Origin of the sequence: Frigoribacterium sp. NBH87 (assembly GCF_014217665.1) — a bacterium.
GTDB lineage: Bacteria > Actinomycetota > Actinomycetes > Actinomycetales > Microbacteriaceae > Frigoribacterium > Frigoribacterium endophyticum.
This window is the reverse complement of record NZ_CP043650.1, coordinates 1,538,457-1,553,424: the sequence shown is the minus strand read 5'-3', so window position 1 is coordinate 1,553,424 and position 14,968 is coordinate 1,538,457. Positions and strand designations below refer to the sequence as shown.

Here is a 14,968-nt window from a genome sequence, read left to right as displayed (position 1 = left end):
CCGGGAGGGCGCTGACGAGCGCGACGGTCCAGGAATCTCACACTCGGGCGTGAGCGCGACGACTTCTCTCGAGGAGCTGGCCGGTCTGGGGCGTGTCCTCGACACCTACGTCACGGCAGGCCCGGTACCGGGTTGCGGGGTCAGCCTCAGCATCGTCGTCACGTCTGTGGCCGTCGAGGATGCGGGGCAGCGTGCAGGACCTCGCGAATCGTTCGCAGGGGCGAGAGGCAGGCAGTCGCTCTTGATCGGAGGAGAGCCTGCCATCTGCGTCTCGTCGGTCTCGTCAGGCGTCGAGCGGCCTGTGACAGGTGGCATGCGGGTCCTCCGCGCCAAGACGGTCATCAGCTGCGTTCCCGGCGACGACGACGTGCTGATCTCGTTCGCGGTCATGGTGGCCCAGCTCGAGGGTGGCGCCTCACCCGACACCTCTGAGGACGAGGCCCAGGCGGTGGCCGACGCGCTGGTCGAGCTCTTCGACGCGATGATGACCACCGTTCGCTGGCTCGACGACCAGGGGCGCGTCATCACCGATCGACCCACGACATGACGGGCGCACCCGCCCGCCCCTCTCGAGAAGGAACAGGCATGACGCACCACGAACTCACCTCCGACGACATCCAGCCGACGGGCGACGACGGCCTCGATCCCCGCACCGCCGACGGGTGGGAGGTGCTCGTCGAGCACGACCCCGGGCTCTGGATCGCCCTGCCCGCCCGATGGCCCCACCAGGGGCACGACACCGCCAGGTCGTGGATCGCCGCCACCGTCCGTGACGTCGTCGCCCGGACGGCGGCCCCGACCCGGGCCGGCAAGAAGTGGCTCGTCAAGGTGCTCGACCGGCTCGCGACCTGGCAGACGCCCAACGAGCTCAAGTTCATGTACCTGCCCTCGCTGAGCAGCGAGCTCAGCCTGCTCCGGATCCAGTTCGGCCTCGTCTACGGTGACCGGGAGGCGACCCTCCGCGAGCTCGTCCTCGAGAGCGACTTGCCGGGGATCGAGCCACCCGTCCTCGAGGACGTGACCACCGACTCCCTCGGCCTCGGTGTCTACGGGCTGCGCTACGCCGAGCTGGACGGCGGCATCACGGTCACCAGCATCTTCGCGTTCCGCTCGGGGCCGTTCGACCTCCGGGTCACGTGCGACGTCGGCCCGCCCGAGTTCGTCCCCGTGAAGGTGCCGGTGGCGCGAGCCTTCGTCGACGGCATCAGCGTCGTCAGGGCGACGTGAGGCTCACGGTCACCGTCCGCGACGGAGTGACGGGCGCCTCGGCCGACGTCGTGTTCGAGACCTCGCCCGACACCACGGTGGGGGAGCTCGTCGCACAGGCTGCACCGCTGGTCGGCATCCGCGCCGACGGTCCGGATGCCGCAGCTCTTGGCACCGCCGTCACGGTCGACGGCGCCCGCGTCGCCGAGAGCGCGCGCATCGCCGAGGGAACGGTGCTCGAGGGCTGCGTCCTCACGATCGGCGGTCCTCCCGGCGTCGCCGCACTGCCGCCCGACCTGCCCAGCATCCGCATCGTGGGCGGCCCCGGGGCCGGCACGGTCTTCCACGTCGACCCCGGCACCGTCGTGGTCGGATCGGCGCCCGAGGCGACGGTCCGTCTCGCCGCGCGAGGAGTCGCCCCGGTCGCGGCCCTCGTCCAGCTCGACGGAGCATCGCGCTTCTCGATCACTCCCGTGGCCTGCGACGACGCCGACGTCCCGCCCGTCACCGTCGACGGCGTGCCGCTGACGACGACGGTGGCGCTCACGCCGTCGTCGGTGGTCGAGCTGGGGGAGGTGCTGCTGGGCGTCGCGGACGCCGGGACGGCCTCCGCCGCGATCGGCCTCGCCGAGGGCGGAGGGCGACTGGAGCACGCACGCCCACCGCGACTCCTGCCTGAGCCCCCCACGACCGCCTTCCGGTACCCGGCGCAGCCGCAGGCGCCCCCTCGGCGCCCCCTGCCGATCGTCGCCGCCGCCGCCCCGCTCGTCATGGGCGGCGTCATGGTGCTGGTGCTCGACAACCCGACCTTCCTCGTCTTCGGCCTGCTCTCGCCGGTGATCCTCGTCGGCAACTACCTGTACGACCGGCGCAACGGCCGGGTGACGCACCGCGAGGCCCTCGCGTCGCACGCGGCCACCCGCCAGGCGGTGGCCGCCGACGCCGCGGAGGCGGTCGTGCGTCGGCAGGACGAGCTGCGGTCCAGCTGCCCGGACGCCGCGACGCTCCTCGATCTGGCCGTCCGGCGTCGCGCCCGGCTCTGGGAACGGCGCCGGGACGACCCCGACCACCTGACCGTGCGGATCGGCGTCGCCGACCTGCCCTCCGGCGTCACCCTCGACGACCCTGACCTGCTGGAGCACCGACGCACCGTCGCCAGCCCCGCGCGGGCCGTGCCCGTCACCGTGGCGCTCGCCGACCGGGGTGTCGTGGGGCTGCACGGGCGCACCCCCGAACGCCGGGCGCTCGCCGCGTGGATGGTGGCCCAGCTCTGCGTCCTCCAGAGCCCTCGAGACCTCGCGGTCGTCGTGCTGACGGACCGCGACGCCGAGGAGCACTGGGGCTGGCTCGCCTGGGTGCCCCACGCCCGCCCCGACGAGGGAGGCGCGGACAGCCGCGTCCGCCTCGGCAACGACTCCGAGTCCGTCGCCCGGAGGCTCACCGAGCTGGCCGCCGTCGTCGACGCGCGACAGCGGGCTCGCCGGGAGTCGAGCGGCGCCGTGCTGGACGCCCCCGACGTGCTCGTCGTCGTCGACGGGTCACGCCGGCTCCGGGCGCTGCCGGGCCTCGTCACGGTGCTCCGCGACGGACCGGGCGTCGGGGTCGTCGCCCTCTGCCTCGACGCCGACCGACGGTCACTGCCCGAGGAGTGCGTCACGGTCGTGCAGGCCGGGCGCAGCGCCCACGAGCTCTCCGCCCACCGCGAGGCCGACGTCCAGCACGTGCGGGTCGACGCCCTGCCCGTCGGCTGGCACGACTCCGTCGCGCGGGCGCTCGCCCCCGTCGTCGACGTCGACGACGGAGGCGACGCCGGCGGACTGCCGACGTCCTCCCGCCTCCTCGACGTGCTCGGCCTCGACCGCCCCAGCGGCAGGGCCGTCCTCGCGCGCTGGGCCGAGAGGGCGCCCAGCACCGAGGTGCTGCTCGGCGAGGGCGTCGACGGTCCCTTCTCGATCGACCTGAGGCGGGACGGACCCCACGCCCTCGTCGCCGGCACGACGGGCTCGGGCAAGTCGGAGCTGCTGCAGAGCGTCGTCGCCTCGCTCGCCGCCTCCAACGCCCCCGACTCCATGACCTTCGTGCTCGTGGACTACAAGGGCGGCGCCGCGTTCCGCGACTGCGGCCCGCTGCCCCACACCGTGGGCATGGTCACCGATCTCGATCCGCACCTCGTCCAGCGGGCGCTGACGAGCCTGGGCGCCGAGCTCCACCGTCGGGAGCAGCTGCTCGCGCTCGCCGAGGCCAAGGACCTGGAGGACTACGAGGAGGCGCGTCGCCGGTCCGAGGGCGGAACGCTCCCGACCCTGCCCCGCCTCCTCATCGTCATCGACGAGTTCGCGAGCCTCGCCCGGGAACTGCCCGACTTCGTCACCGGGCTCGTGAACGTCGCCCAGCGGGGGCGCTCCCTCGGCATCCACCTCGTGCTCGCGACGCAGCGACCGTCGGGAGTGGTGTCGTCCGAGATCAGGGCCAACACCAACCTGCGCATCGCCCTGCGCGTCACGGACGCCGGCGAGAGCACCGACGTCATCGACGCCGCCGACGCCTCCCGCATCCCCCGGTCCGCACCGGGGCGCGCCCTGGTGCGCCTCGGCGCGGGGGCGCTCGTGCCGTTCCAGGCCGGGCGTGTCGGCGGCCGCGCCGAGCGCGAGTCCCGACCGGACGGCACCTGGTCGGCCCGGCTGTCGTGGGACGGGGCGGCCGGGCCGGAGCCCCGTCCGCCCGCGACCGCCGCCGTCGAGGACCACGAGACGACCGACCTGGTCCAGTTCGTCGCCGCCGTGGTGGAGGCCGAGGCGCTCCGCGGCGGGCAGTCGCCGCACCGGCCCTGGCTGGACGCCCTGCCTCCCCTCGTCGAGCTGGAGCACCTCGTCGGGCCGGAGGCCGGAGGGGGCGGGCCTCCCCGCACCCTGGCGCGACTGCCGTTCGGGCTGGAGGACCACCCTCGGGAACAGGCCCGGCGGACAGCAGCACTCGACCTCGACGTCGACGGGCACCTGTTCGTCGCGGGCGCCGCCCGGAGCGGGAGGTCGCAGGTGCTGCGGACCCTGGCGGCGTCGGTCGTCCGCCACACCTCGAGCGCCGACGTACACCTCTACGGCATCGACTGCGGCAGCGGGGCGCTGCTCCCGCTCGCGTCGGCGCCGCACACCGGCGCCGTCGTGCGCCGCACGGAGGTCGAGCGGGCGCGCCGCCTGCTGGCACGCCTCGTGGAGGAGACGCTCCGGCGGCAGACGGTGCTCGCCGCCGGCAGCTGGGCCAGCGTCACGGAGCAGCGCCGGGCCGCCCCGGAGGAGGACCGCCTGCCCCACGTCGTGCTGATGATCGACCCCTGGGAGGGCTTCGTCGCCAGCCTCGGCGACCTCGACCTCGGCGAGCCGGTGGAGCTCGTCACGCTCCTGCTGCGCGAGGGGGCGGCCGTCGGCGTGCACCTCGTCGTGACGGGGGACCGGCTCCTCGTCAGCGGCAGGATGGCGACGCTCGTCGAGCGCAAGCTCGTCCTGCGCATGGCCGACCGCGCCGACTACGGCCTCGCAGGCCTCGACCCCAGGTCGATGCCCGACGAGCCCGGCCCTGGGCGCGGAGCGGACACCGTCAGCGGCGCGGAGACCCAGGTGGCGGTGGTCGGTGCCGACCCGTCGGGCAGCGCCCAGGCCGAGGCCCTCCGCGAGGCGGCGGGCGAGGCCGTCCGCCGTGACCTCGCCGTGCCGCCCGGCCGCAGGCCGTTCCGGCTCGACCGGCTGGAGGGCGACCTGACCTTCGACGGCGCGTGGTCACGTCACGATCCCGCTGCCCTCGGCAGCGCCTTCGCGATGGTGGGGATCGGCGGCGACGACCTCGTGCCGGTCGGCCCGCGCCTCGCCGACGCTCCGGGCACGTTCGTCGTCGGCGGCCCGCCACGGAGCGGACGCAGCACCGTCCTGGTCAGCATGGTGCGGTCCCTCCTCGCCCAGGGGCTCGAGGTGGTCGTCGTCACACCGCGGTCGTCACCGCTCCGGGACCTGAACGGGCTGCCCGGGGTGGTGGCCGTGCTGCGCGGCCCCGACCTCCGCTCCGACGAGCTGGACGCCGTCCTCGGCGACGAGGCACCGGAAGGGCGGGTGCTGGTCGTCGACGACGCCGAGCTCGTCAAGGACGCCCCGGCGGCGGCGTGGCTCGCCGACTTCGTGCGCTCGTGCGCCGACGGGCCCGGTGCCCTGGTGGCCGCGGGGTCGGCCGCGGACCTCGGCGTCGGCTTCATGGGCTGGCACGCCGACCTCCGCCGGAACCGCTGCGGCGCGGTGCTCAGCCCGAGGGCGACCTCGGACGGGGAGCTCGTCGGGGCACAGCTGGCCCGCAGCGCCACGTCAGCTCGCTCCCGACCGGGGCGGGCCCACGTGCACCTCGGCGACGGCGTCACCGTGCCCGTGACGGTGCCCCGCGGCTGACGTTCCCGGGCGGAGCGGCCAGGCCTGGGCCCGCAGACCCGCCGACCCGCGGGACCGCGGGACCGCAGGCCAGGAGGCCTGCGGTCCCGCGGGTGCGCCGTGAGGACGTCAGGGGGCGCTCGACACCGGCAGCTCCTCGGCGGTGTCTCCGTGGCCACGTCGGCGACGACGGACGTGGAGCGCCACGGAGGCCACGAGCATCACGGCCCCGGCCAGCGTCACGCCCAGCGCCGCCGCACCCGCCTGCAGGCTGCCGTCCGCCCCGGTGAACGCCAGCCCCGCCGGTGCCGTCGCCGGCGCGGGCGTCTCGGCGGGGAGCTCGGGGACCTCGGGGGCCACCACGCTGAACGACTCCGCGAGGTGCACGGTCGTGTCGGCGAACGCGGGCACCACCTGGACGCCGTCGGCGTCAGGCACGGAGCCCTCCGACGTGAACAGGAACACGTAGTGGCCCTCGCGCTCCACCGGGAGGCACGGCGACTCGTAGGTGCCGTCGCCGCTCACCGTGGTGCTGGCCCGGCCGGCGAGCAGGGCCTCGTCGATCTCCGCGATCGGGCCGAGGTCGTGACCGGCGGCGAGGGCCTCGGGGAATGGACCGACGAGAACGGTGTCGACCCGCGCCTCCGGCGCCTGGCCGTTCCACTCGGTGACGGTCAGCTCGTCGCTGACGCAAGCGCCGGGCTCGACCTGGTCGGCCCCCACGACGGTGGTGGAGACCTCGGGCGCCCACGGGACGAAGGTCGTCTCGGAGGCGGTGCCGAAGGGAGAGCGCCAGCCCTGCACGCGGTCCCGGCCCGCGTCGACCGGGGTGTCGGAGGGGTCGATCGTCTCCACCCACGTGAACCAGCCGCCGCTCGGCAGCTCGCAGCCCGGCGTCGTGTAGGTGCCGGGGCCCTCGTCGACGACGACGCTCACGTCGCAGACGACGGGCGCGTCGGAGGGCCAGTCGTCGGCGCGCGCGACGGGCTCCCGGAAGGGGCCGAGGAGGCGGCTGCGCACGGTGACGGGGACGGGCTGCCACGTGCCCGCGACGTCGTGGCGGCCCCACTCCGAGAGGAGCCCCTCGCCCGGCAGCACGTCGACGGTGAGCTGGTCGGTGACCGTCGTGCCGGGCTCGGCGACGACGTCGCTGGTGCGGGTCTCTACCCGGGGGCGGAAGGGCAGCGGCGAGAGGGCCTCGGCGCTCGCCGCGCCCGAGGCCTCGACGCTGGTGCCGCCGGAGAAGAGGATGCGCTGCGAGCCGGCCGGGCTCGTTCCGGCCGTGACGATGCGCCCATAGGGCAGCCCGTCGAAGCGCGTGTCGGCCGACACCTCGACCTGGGCGAGGTCGCCGGTCGCGCGGAAGTCGAGGTCGACGCCGTTCTGGACGACCGCCGTCGTCGAGCCGTCGGCGAACGCCCCGCCCGTGAGGGCGACGGTGCCGTCGTGCTGCGGCGTGAGCAGCTCGGGCCCGCCGCCGACCCGGTCGACGGACAGGTCGGAGCGGAGGGTGCCCGTGCCGTCGTCGCGGAGCTCGACGGAGGTCGACGCCGTGACGGAGGTCGACGCTGCGGCCGTCGCCTCGGCCAGCATCTCGTTGGCCCGGTCGAGCACGATCGGCCAGCGCTCGTTGGCGCGCCCCGCGTAGTACCGCTGGGTGTGCCCGTTCAGCCCCGTGATCGTCCACACCGCGAGCTGCCCCGCAGCGGCCGTGTCGGCGTCGGTGGTGTCGCCCCAGGTGCGGGCGATGTAGGCCAGGCGAGCGTGGTCGGCGGTCGAGACGCCGACCACCTCCGAGCCGGTCTCCGTGTCGTAGTGGTTGCCGACGGGCGACGACTTGCCGGCCTCGAGGCAGAAGGCCTGACGCCCGTCGTCGAGTCGGTAGGTGCCGAGGTACGAGACGCCGTCGCCGCGCCAGAGGTGGCCGGTGCCGAGGCCCGCGCCCGTGACGGCCGTGGCGGGCGCCGCGAGCCAGAGCGGCCCGGCCACGAGGGCGAGGACGATCAGGAGGGCCGTGAGGAGAGCAGGACGAGGTGGCCTGGGAGGGCGGTGCGATGAGGTCATGCGATGACCCTGGCGAAGGTGTCGCGGCGGATGAGGGACGACCTTTTCTTCCTGTGGACGACGAGGCGGGGGGCGTCGCGGGGGAGGACGGGCCCTACCCGTCGACGCTGTCTCGATCGCGACGCGGGCCCAGTTCGGCGAGGTGAACGTGGCGATGCCGTCGCGGTACCTGCAAGAGATCCCGGTCGAGCTGATCGACTGGAAGCAGTCGCCCGGCATGGCCGACAGCCGAGGAGGCACGCAGCCGAGGGCGCTCAACGCGCGTCGCGAGGGCGGTGCGGGCGACCGTCTCGGCTCGACCCCGCGCGCCAGCGGCGGCTACGGCGGCGGCAGCTACGACCGCGCGACCGCGGCGGCCAAGACCAAGCCGAAGACGGAGTGGTCGAACCGGGTCACCGGCACCGTGCGCGACAACGGCGACCTCGAGCTCGAGCAGGGTGACCGCATCTCGCACGTCGACTTCGGTGAGGGGCGCGTCATGGCCATCACCGGCGTCGGTGCCCGCCGCATCGCCGAGGTGCTGTTCGACACGGCCGGCCGCAAGAAGCTGCTGATCAAGGTCGCGCCGATCGAGAAGTTGGTCTAGCGATGACAGACAACCGCGAAATGGATGAAAGCCCTCTCGTGGGTGTGCGCCGGACACCTAGCGGGGTTCCACTCATGGCTGCGCCCTCCGACGAAGATCTGCATTTCGTCGACGACGTCGAGCCCCTTCACGTGCAGTGGACCACGAGCTGATGCCTCGACCAGGTCTTCGGCCACATGGCTGTAGCTTGCGGCTAGAGGGATCCTGTCTAGGGGCGCGCCTGGGTCTGCAAGCTTGGCTATGCGGCAGAGCGCGCTGGTCGAGTAGAGGCCGTTTGTCGAACCGTTCGCTAGGCAGCCGAGTCTCGCCGGCGACGGCTTCGTTCCTGGCGTTCTGCTGGCTCTCCTCCAAGGTGGTCTCCTCGCCGTAGGGCGCGGCACGCCCGAGCTGCCGCATCAGGCAGGCCTCCTCGTGGCTCGCCAGCGCTCGCTGGCCAGGCCGTCGTCGTCAGGCTGCCGATATGAATACCGCCCAGTTCTTGTGTGGAACATGTCAATACTGGCAGGATGCCGCTGGGAAGCGGACTTTCCGCTGGGGTTCGACTGGGCGTTCGGCGTCACTTGCTGCACGACATCAGTCGTATGCAAGGAGCCCCATTGCCCTTCTTCGCAGTCAATGGTGAGGATCGAAATGAAGAAAATGAAGATGTCGATAGCCGTCGCGGCGCTCGTTGTCGGTGCCGTAGCTCTGCCGGCTGGTGTTGCCGGCGCGGCTGAGCTGGGTGGGTGGGATGAGAACACCGGTTCGTTCTCGACCTCATCCGGCCCTGAGATCGGTGGCAGATCGGCGGCGGTGACCGCGGTGAACCACCGGGGTGCATCTGAAGAGAAGGTCGTCAACGGGTACACGAACAAGCGCGCGAAGGGCTGGACGACGTGGGTAGGCGTGCGCCACTACACGACTGCTCGGATGGAGAGCGGCAGCACGGTTCTCACCAGCTCGGGTCGTCAGTGGGGCACGAGCGGCACGCAGGCCACGTCGCCGTGGTTCGTCGCGAACCACACCTACGGCAAGGGGTCAGCGAAGTCCTACTACGGCCGGTAGGACCTCGGGGCGGGAGGGTTCTGCCCTCCCCCCCTTCTCGCTTCTAGCCATTCGGGAACCTCATGAACCGTCGAGAACCTCTCTTGAGCGTGACGCTCCTAGTACTGTTCAGCGCCCTCGGCGCAGGGATCGGCGTCTACGCCGATGTCCGCAGTGCCGTTGCCTTGGAGGGAGGAAACCTCTACAGCGCCACGGCGGTGAGGCTCGACTCGCTCGATGTCGTCGATCAAGCAGAGCTCGACAGGACACCCCCCACCGGCCGCCTCTTCCAGGAGCTCGACGGTAGCGGCCACCTGCGGGTGGTTCGCACGCTGGGCCGACCTGAACCGTTGCCGATCCACGAAGGAAGACAGTTCCGCGCCACCGACGAGCGTGTTGCTCTCGTCGGCCACCAGGTGGCTACACGCTTGAACAACGGGCGGCGCTACGTCGACTACGAGGGGCAGGCGTTCTTGGTCATCGGCCGTCTCGGTGTCCGTGCCGACAGCGGACTCGCCCATGACGTCTTGCTGCAGGACCGGGACCTCGCCAGCGTCGACGGGCCTGTCATTGTCGACGTAGAGGGCGGCGCGCAGGCGCTGCCAGACATGAGGGTGAGAGCGACGGAACCGGTAGGCGGGCGAACAGATCAACGCACCAATATCGACTACGTCTCACCGATCGTCATCCTGTGCGGGTGGGGACTCACGCTCTTCGGTGCGGGGGCCTCCGGGCTGCTCATCGCGGGCTTCCGCAGGCCGGTCGCAGCCGTTCAGTACCGGCTCGGTTCTCGACGCCTGCGCGTGCTGATGTTGAGCGTTCTCCCTCTCGCCTCGCTCGCTGGGGCTGTGTTCGTGACGGTCTGGGGCCTCGCGCTGGCCTCAGCGGGAGCGTTGCGCTCTGCGACGGAACTCGCGGCCGCAGCGGGCGCACCGCTCGTGCTGAGCACCGTCGTCTCTGCGGGGGCCCTCGCAACATCGCTCTGGGTGAGGGACAGATGAACGCGTCGTCGCTGCTGCGCGGCACCTACGGCCGTCTCGTGGCGAAGGTCTTCGTGCTCGCCTTCCTCGTGACGAGTCTTTACAACGTATTCAGCTTCTCGCGGTCGACCCAGGATGCGGTCAGCCAGAGCTTCGACGACTCCGCCGAAGTCGACATGTACGGCCTGACCGATCGCTTGACTGACCCTGCGCTTTTCGAGCAGTACCGGAAGTCCCTGGCGAACCTTGAGAAGGTCACCACCTTCTATGACTCCCTCGAGCAAGGCGCCCCTGCAGGCGTGCGGCTGCTCTCTGCGTTCGATCAGGCCATGCCGGTCGCGGACTTCGCGGGCGGGCAGGCGTTCGAGCAAGGCTACGGAACCCAGGAGACAGTGCAGGGTCCCTACGAGGATCCGGTCCTGGGCAAGCAGGTCGTGAACGTCAAATCCGTGCAGCTGAGCGAATCCACCTTCGACTTCTACAACCTCGCGGGTCAGAACGACATCGATCTGGACTGGGGTGCTGTCGACTACGACAGCGAAACGATTCCTGTCCTCCTCGGGGCCGACTACGACGGTGTCTACGCCGTCGGCGACCGCCTCACCGCCAACTACTACTTCAAGCCCACCCGCATGCGGGTCGCCGGGTTCCTCCCGCCGAACGCCTCGATGTTCTACCAGGGCGACATCAATCATTTTCTGGACGACCACCTCGTCGTTCCCTACCCGAGAAGCATCACCGGGGCGGCCGAGGCCGATCCGGGGTTCTACGGCATCCTCGCCTTCGCGATGCTGAACGCCAACATCGCCGTCGACCGAGGCCAGCCCGATACGGTGGTCTTCACGACACTGCAGAGCGCAGCGACGTCATCAGGGTTCGACCAATACGCCTTGCTGAGCGTGCCGAGCTACCTGACGCAGTTCGCCTCAGTCCGCGCTCTCGTTCACGACAACTTCGCCCTGGTGCTGACCGTCGAGTGCCTTGTAGCGGCGGCATCTCTCGTGATGAGCGGCATCCTGACGAACAGCGCGACCCGACGCAGAGAACGACGAATTCGCATCGCGTGGGAGCTCGGGCAGAGCCGCAGCGACCTCGGACGAGCAGTGCTGACCATCGTCGCCATCGAGTACGCCAGCCTTGCTGTCGTATTCCTCGCGGTCACGCACCTGCTTCCGAACCAGGATTCGTCCGCACGGACATTCTGCCTGACGCTCATCGCCCTGCTGGGGGCCGCGGATCTGTTGCGTTGCCGTACGCAGCTCCGACACACCATCCGACACCGTCCAAGGAACGAACCATGACCGAACTCCTCGGGCTGCAGTCGCTCACCAAAGCCGTGCGCGAGCCCAACGGCGCCATGCGCCCGATATTCGACAGCCTCACCTTCACCATGGCATCTGACGAGCGTTCGGTGGCACTCCTCGGGCGAAGCGGCAGCGGCAAGACGACGCTGCTGCGAATCATCGCCGGCCTGGATGGTCGATACGACGGACAGTACGTCTTCCAAGGCACGGCGCTGGCGAAGCACCTCGATCCGCTCGCTGACCACCGACGACGGCACATCGGCCTCGTCGCGCAGTCCTACGATCTCCTCGACGACTTCACCGTTGAACGGAACGTCCTCTTCGGCGCCCGCGGACTGGAGCAACCGGAGCGCCGGACGAGGGAGGCCCTCGCGTTGGTAGGGCTGGAGGGCATGGGCAAGAAGCCGGTCACCAAGCTCTCCGGGGGGGAGGCCCAACGTGTCGCGATCGCGCGAGCGATCATCAGGCGTCCCACCCTCATCCTTGCTGACGAGCCCACCGGCGCCCTCGACGAGGACACCGAAGGCGAGATCCTCGATCTCTTCACCCGTCTTCAGGAGAGCGGAACCAGCTTCATCATCGCCACTCACAGTCCTCGCGTAGCGGCAGCCTGCCACCGACGCGTGATGGTGGCAGACCGTCGCCTTCGTGAGCTCGGAGACGACCGTGGACCCGTGCGCGCTGCCCTGCCCATTGCGGGTGGTGGATGAACGACGCGACTGACGACAGCGCGCGACTTCGGCTCACACCGGACACGACGACGCCCGCCCGCCGTAGTTAGGTGGGCGGGCGTCGTAGCGGTGCTGCTGTCTACTCGGTCTCGTCGAGGTCGATGTCCTCGCCCGCGAGGTCGTTGTCGGCGAGGCCCGGCTCGGCCTCGCGCGGCGACCCGCCGGTGGGGCCGTCGTTGCCGTCGCCGAGGCCCGGCAGCACGGTCTCGCCGGCGACCGCGTCGTTCGTGACGATCTGCTGGCTCTCCTCGAACTCGGTCTCTTCGTCGTAGGGCTCGTCGCCCGAGGCGGCGGGCACGTGGGTGTCGCTCATGGTGCGTCCTTCCGGTGGTGGGTCAGGGATGGATGGAACAGCGGTGGGTGGTGAGAGAAGCAGCCGCTCAGCTCAGGCCGAGCTGCTGCATCAGGCCGGCCTCGTCGGTGGCGCCCCAGCGCTCGACGAGCAGGCCGTCGTCGTCGAAGCGGCCGACCTGGATGCCGCGCACGGTGAACGACTTCCCGGTCGCCTCGTGGCCCTGGAACGGCCCGGTGTGCGTGCCCGAGATCGTGAACACGGCGGTCACGTTCTCGTCGTCGGCCACGAGCGTCTCGACCGCGAGGTCGACGTCGGGGAAGGCCGTGAAGAAGTCGCTCCAGAACGCCTTGATGCCCGCGACGCCCGCGGGCGCGCCCGGCGCCGGGTCGTGGTCGACGACGTCGGCGTGGAAGCCCTCGCCGAGGCGGTCGACCTCCCGGGCGGTGAGGATCTCACTGATCAGCTGCTGGGCGGCGAGGTTCTTGTCCTTCGACATGCGTGTCTCCTAGTGGTCCTGGTGCGGTGGTCGGGGGTGGTGCTCGGGTCGCTCCCGGTCTACTCCGCCGGGGTGTCAGACGGCCTTGAGCAGGTCGTGCTCGACGACGGCCTCGACGGCGAGGACCTTGTAGCCCTCGCTCTCGAAGAAGACCGTCAGCCGGTCGTCCTCCGTGCTCATGACCGTGCCCTCGCCCCAGGCGGGGTGCGTGACGCGGGTGTCGGCGTCGAAGAGCGGGGCCGGAGCATCCGACCCGACCCGCGACTCCTCGGCGGCCGGCAGCTCGGGAGCCTCCTCGGCCGCGCGGCAGTCGTCGCAGTTGCCGCAGCGCTCGGGCGCCTCCTCGCCGAAGTAGCCGAGCAGGAAGCGTCGGCGGCAGCCCCGGCCCTCGGCGTAGCTGCGCATCATCGCGATGCGCGACTTCTCGACCCGGTCACGCGCCTCCGCGGTCTCCCTCGCCCGCTCGGCGGCCGTCTCGGCGTCGACGCCGGAGGTCGCGGTGTACCCCTCCTTCTCCTCCCGCACGGTGCCCGCCTCGAGCAGCAGGTCGACCAGGCGCGACACCTGCCGCGGCTTGAGATCGGTCGCCTCGGCGATAGTCGTGCGCCGCACCGGCCCCGAGGAGGCGCGGACCGCCTCGTACACCGACCGCAGCTCGGCACGGGACGGCAGCCCCGACGCGAAGAAGGACCGCAGCCCCAGGTCCTCCGGCCGGTAGTGCAGCGTCGCGTCGGCGGGCTCACCGTCACGCCCGGCCCGCCCGATCTCCTGGTAGTACTCGTCGAGCGACTCGGGCACGTCGGCGTGCACGACGAAGCGCACGTCGGGCTTGTCGATGCCCATGCCGAAGGCGCTCGTCGCCACGACGACGTCGATCTCGCCGGCGTGGAAGCGCTCGTGCAGGGCCCCGCGCTCGGCCGAGCGGAGGCCCGCGTGGTACGCCTCGACGGTGCGGTCGGGGCAGCGCTCGCCGATCTCGTCGGCGTAGCGCTCGCTCTCGGAGCGGGTCGCGACGTAGACGATGCCGGGGGTCACGAGCTCCGCGACCTGCTCGACGACGGCACGGCGCTTCTCGGCGTCGTCCTCGTGGCGCACGACCGAGAGCGACAGGTTGGGGCGGTCGAAGCCGCGGCTGATGACGAGCGGGTCGCGGAGGCGCAGGCGCTCGATCACCTCGTCGCGCACGGGGCCCGAGCCGGTCGCGGTGAGCGCGAGCACCGGCGGGCGGCCCAGGGCCTCGACGACCTCGCCGAGGTGAAGGTAGTCGGGGCGGAAGTCGTGGCCCCACGACGACACGCAATGCGCCTCGTCGACGACGAAGAGGGCGACGCCCGCGCGCGACAGGCGCTCGACCGTCTCGTCGCGGGCGAGCTGCTCCGGCGCGAGGAAGACGTAGGTGATCTCGCCCGCCTCGATGCGACGCCAGCTCTCGTCGTTCTCCGCGTCGGAGTGCCCGGAGTTGATGTCGGCGGCCGGGGGAGCGTCCGGGTGGCCCACGAGCCCGGCGACCTGGTCGGCCTGCAGCGCGATGAGGGGTGAGACGACGACGGTCGGGCCGTCGAGCAGCGCGCCGGCGACCTGGTAGATCGCGCTCTTGCCCGAGCCCGTGGGCATGATGCCGAACGTGTCGCGGCCCGAGAGCACCGCCGTGATGGCTTCGGCCTGGGCGGGGCGCAGCTCGTCCCACTCGAACAGGCGGGCGGCGATCTCCGCGATCGCGGCGGCGTCGGGGGCGGTGCGGGCGGGCTTCTTCGCGGTGCGGCTCATGGCGTTCCTCGTGGTGCGGGCGGCGCCGTGGTGCGCCGGGAGTGACCATGAGATTCCCGGCCCCGGCGACACGCTCGGGCTCCACAGGCGATCGGCAGAGATCCCTCCCC

At 71.7% G+C, this 14,968-nt stretch carries 11 protein-coding genes and 1 pseudogene; 8 read left to right on the top strand and 4 right to left on the bottom strand.

Annotation, left to right across the window (positions count from 1 at the left end; genetic code table 11):
• Positions 1 to 49 precede the first annotated feature (49 nt).
• From F1C15_RS07110 to F1C15_RS07100, 3 genes are read left to right on the top strand one after another with little or no spacing between them, the layout of a single operon-like run.
• Positions 50 to 547 (top strand): hypothetical protein, encoded by a 498-nt coding sequence (locus tag F1C15_RS07110; protein WP_185233820.1) that lies wholly within the window; start codon positions 50 to 52, stop codon positions 545 to 547.
• A 38-nt stretch (positions 548 to 585) separates the two neighbouring features.
• The gene (locus F1C15_RS07105) at positions 586 to 1,227 is read left to right on the top strand and encodes a hypothetical protein (protein WP_167260325.1); all 642 of its coding nucleotides are present in this window, start codon (positions 586 to 588) and stop codon (positions 1,225 to 1,227) included.
• Positions 1,224 to 5,633, top strand: a complete 4,410-nt coding sequence (locus F1C15_RS07100) for an FtsK/SpoIIIE domain-containing protein (protein ID WP_185233818.1) — start codon at positions 1,224 to 1,226, stop codon at positions 5,631 to 5,633. The genes F1C15_RS07105 and F1C15_RS07100 overlap by 4 nt, the downstream gene beginning before the upstream one ends.
• A gap of 108 nt (positions 5,634 to 5,741) precedes the next feature.
• Here the strand turns inward: F1C15_RS07100 and F1C15_RS07095 are convergent, their stop codons facing one another.
• Positions 5,742 to 7,676 carry a hypothetical protein gene (locus tag F1C15_RS07095; protein ID WP_185233816.1) on the bottom strand — a complete coding sequence of 645 codons (1,935 nt, stop codon included), beginning with the start codon at positions 7,674 to 7,676 and terminating at the stop codon, positions 5,742 to 5,744.
• Between the two features lie 121 nt (positions 7,677 to 7,797).
• Between F1C15_RS07095 and F1C15_RS07090 the strand changes: the two are divergent.
• The 5 genes and pseudogenes from F1C15_RS07090 to F1C15_RS07070 form a co-directional block, all read left to right on the top strand.
• A pseudogene (locus F1C15_RS07090) lies at positions 7,798 to 8,262 on the top strand (ATP-dependent DNA helicase PcrA); the annotation flags it as partial.
• A gap of 630 nt (positions 8,263 to 8,892) precedes the next feature.
• Positions 8,893 to 9,306: a hypothetical protein gene (locus tag F1C15_RS07085; protein ID WP_185233814.1), complete on the top strand. Its 414-nt coding sequence runs from the start codon at positions 8,893 to 8,895 to the stop codon at positions 9,304 to 9,306.
• An 83-nt stretch (positions 9,307 to 9,389) separates the two neighbouring features.
• Complete coding sequence (locus F1C15_RS07080) at positions 9,390 to 10,286, top strand: hypothetical protein (RefSeq protein ID WP_185233812.1); 897 nt, start codon at positions 9,390 to 9,392, stop codon at positions 10,284 to 10,286.
• A complete protein-coding gene (locus F1C15_RS07075) occupies positions 10,283 to 11,566 on the top strand; it encodes a hypothetical protein (RefSeq protein WP_185233810.1) in 1,284 nt (427 codons plus the stop codon). Before F1C15_RS07080 ends, F1C15_RS07075 begins: the two co-directional genes overlap by 4 nt.
• Positions 11,563 to 12,279, top strand: a complete 717-nt coding sequence (locus F1C15_RS07070) for an ABC transporter ATP-binding protein (RefSeq protein WP_185233808.1) — start codon at positions 11,563 to 11,565, stop codon at positions 12,277 to 12,279. Before F1C15_RS07075 ends, F1C15_RS07070 begins: the two co-directional genes overlap by 4 nt.
• Before the next feature lie 100 nt (positions 12,280 to 12,379).
• Here F1C15_RS07070 and F1C15_RS07065 read toward each other — a convergent pair whose 3' ends face one another.
• The 3 genes from F1C15_RS07065 to F1C15_RS07055 all read right to left on the bottom strand — a co-directional run bounded on the left by F1C15_RS07065 (position 12,380) and on the right by F1C15_RS07055 (position 14,858).
• Entirely contained in the window at positions 12,380 to 12,613 is a 234-nt protein-coding gene (locus tag F1C15_RS07065; RefSeq protein WP_185233806.1) for a hypothetical protein, read from the bottom strand.
• A gap of 67 nt (positions 12,614 to 12,680) precedes the next feature.
• Entirely contained in the window at positions 12,681 to 13,091 is a 411-nt protein-coding gene (locus F1C15_RS07060; protein ID WP_185233804.1) for an ester cyclase, read from the bottom strand.
• A 75-nt stretch (positions 13,092 to 13,166) separates the two neighbouring features.
• On the bottom strand, positions 13,167 to 14,858 hold the full coding sequence (locus tag F1C15_RS07055; RefSeq protein ID WP_185233802.1) for a RecQ family ATP-dependent DNA helicase: 1,692 nt from the start codon (positions 14,856 to 14,858) through the stop codon (positions 13,167 to 13,169).
• Between the last annotated feature and the right edge of the window lie 110 nt (positions 14,859 to 14,968).

Bases quoted from the DNA above. Each gene is read 5' to 3' on its own strand.
- F1C15_RS07075 (WP_185233810.1), top strand. From the start codon at position 10,283: ATGAACGCGTCGTCGCTGCTGCGCGGCACCTACGGCCGTCTCGTGGCG.
- F1C15_RS07095 (WP_185233816.1), bottom strand. From the start codon at position 7,676: ATGACCTCATCGCACCGCCCTCCCAGGCCACCTCGTCCTGCTCTCCTC.
- F1C15_RS07070 (WP_185233808.1), top strand. From the start codon at position 11,563: ATGACCGAACTCCTCGGGCTGCAGTCGCTCACCAAAGCCGTGCGCGAG.
- F1C15_RS07085 (WP_185233814.1), top strand. From the start codon at position 8,893: ATGAAGAAAATGAAGATGTCGATAGCCGTCGCGGCGCTCGTTGTCGGT.
- F1C15_RS07060 (WP_185233804.1), bottom strand. From the start codon at position 13,091: ATGTCGAAGGACAAGAACCTCGCCGCCCAGCAGCTGATCAGTGAGATC.
- F1C15_RS07065 (WP_185233806.1), bottom strand. From the start codon at position 12,613: ATGAGCGACACCCACGTGCCCGCCGCCTCGGGCGACGAGCCCTACGAC.
- F1C15_RS07055 (WP_185233802.1), bottom strand. From the start codon at position 14,858: ATGAGCCGCACCGCGAAGAAGCCCGCCCGCACCGCCCCCGACGCCGCC.
- F1C15_RS07105 (WP_167260325.1), top strand. From the start codon at position 586: ATGACGCACCACGAACTCACCTCCGACGACATCCAGCCGACGGGCGAC.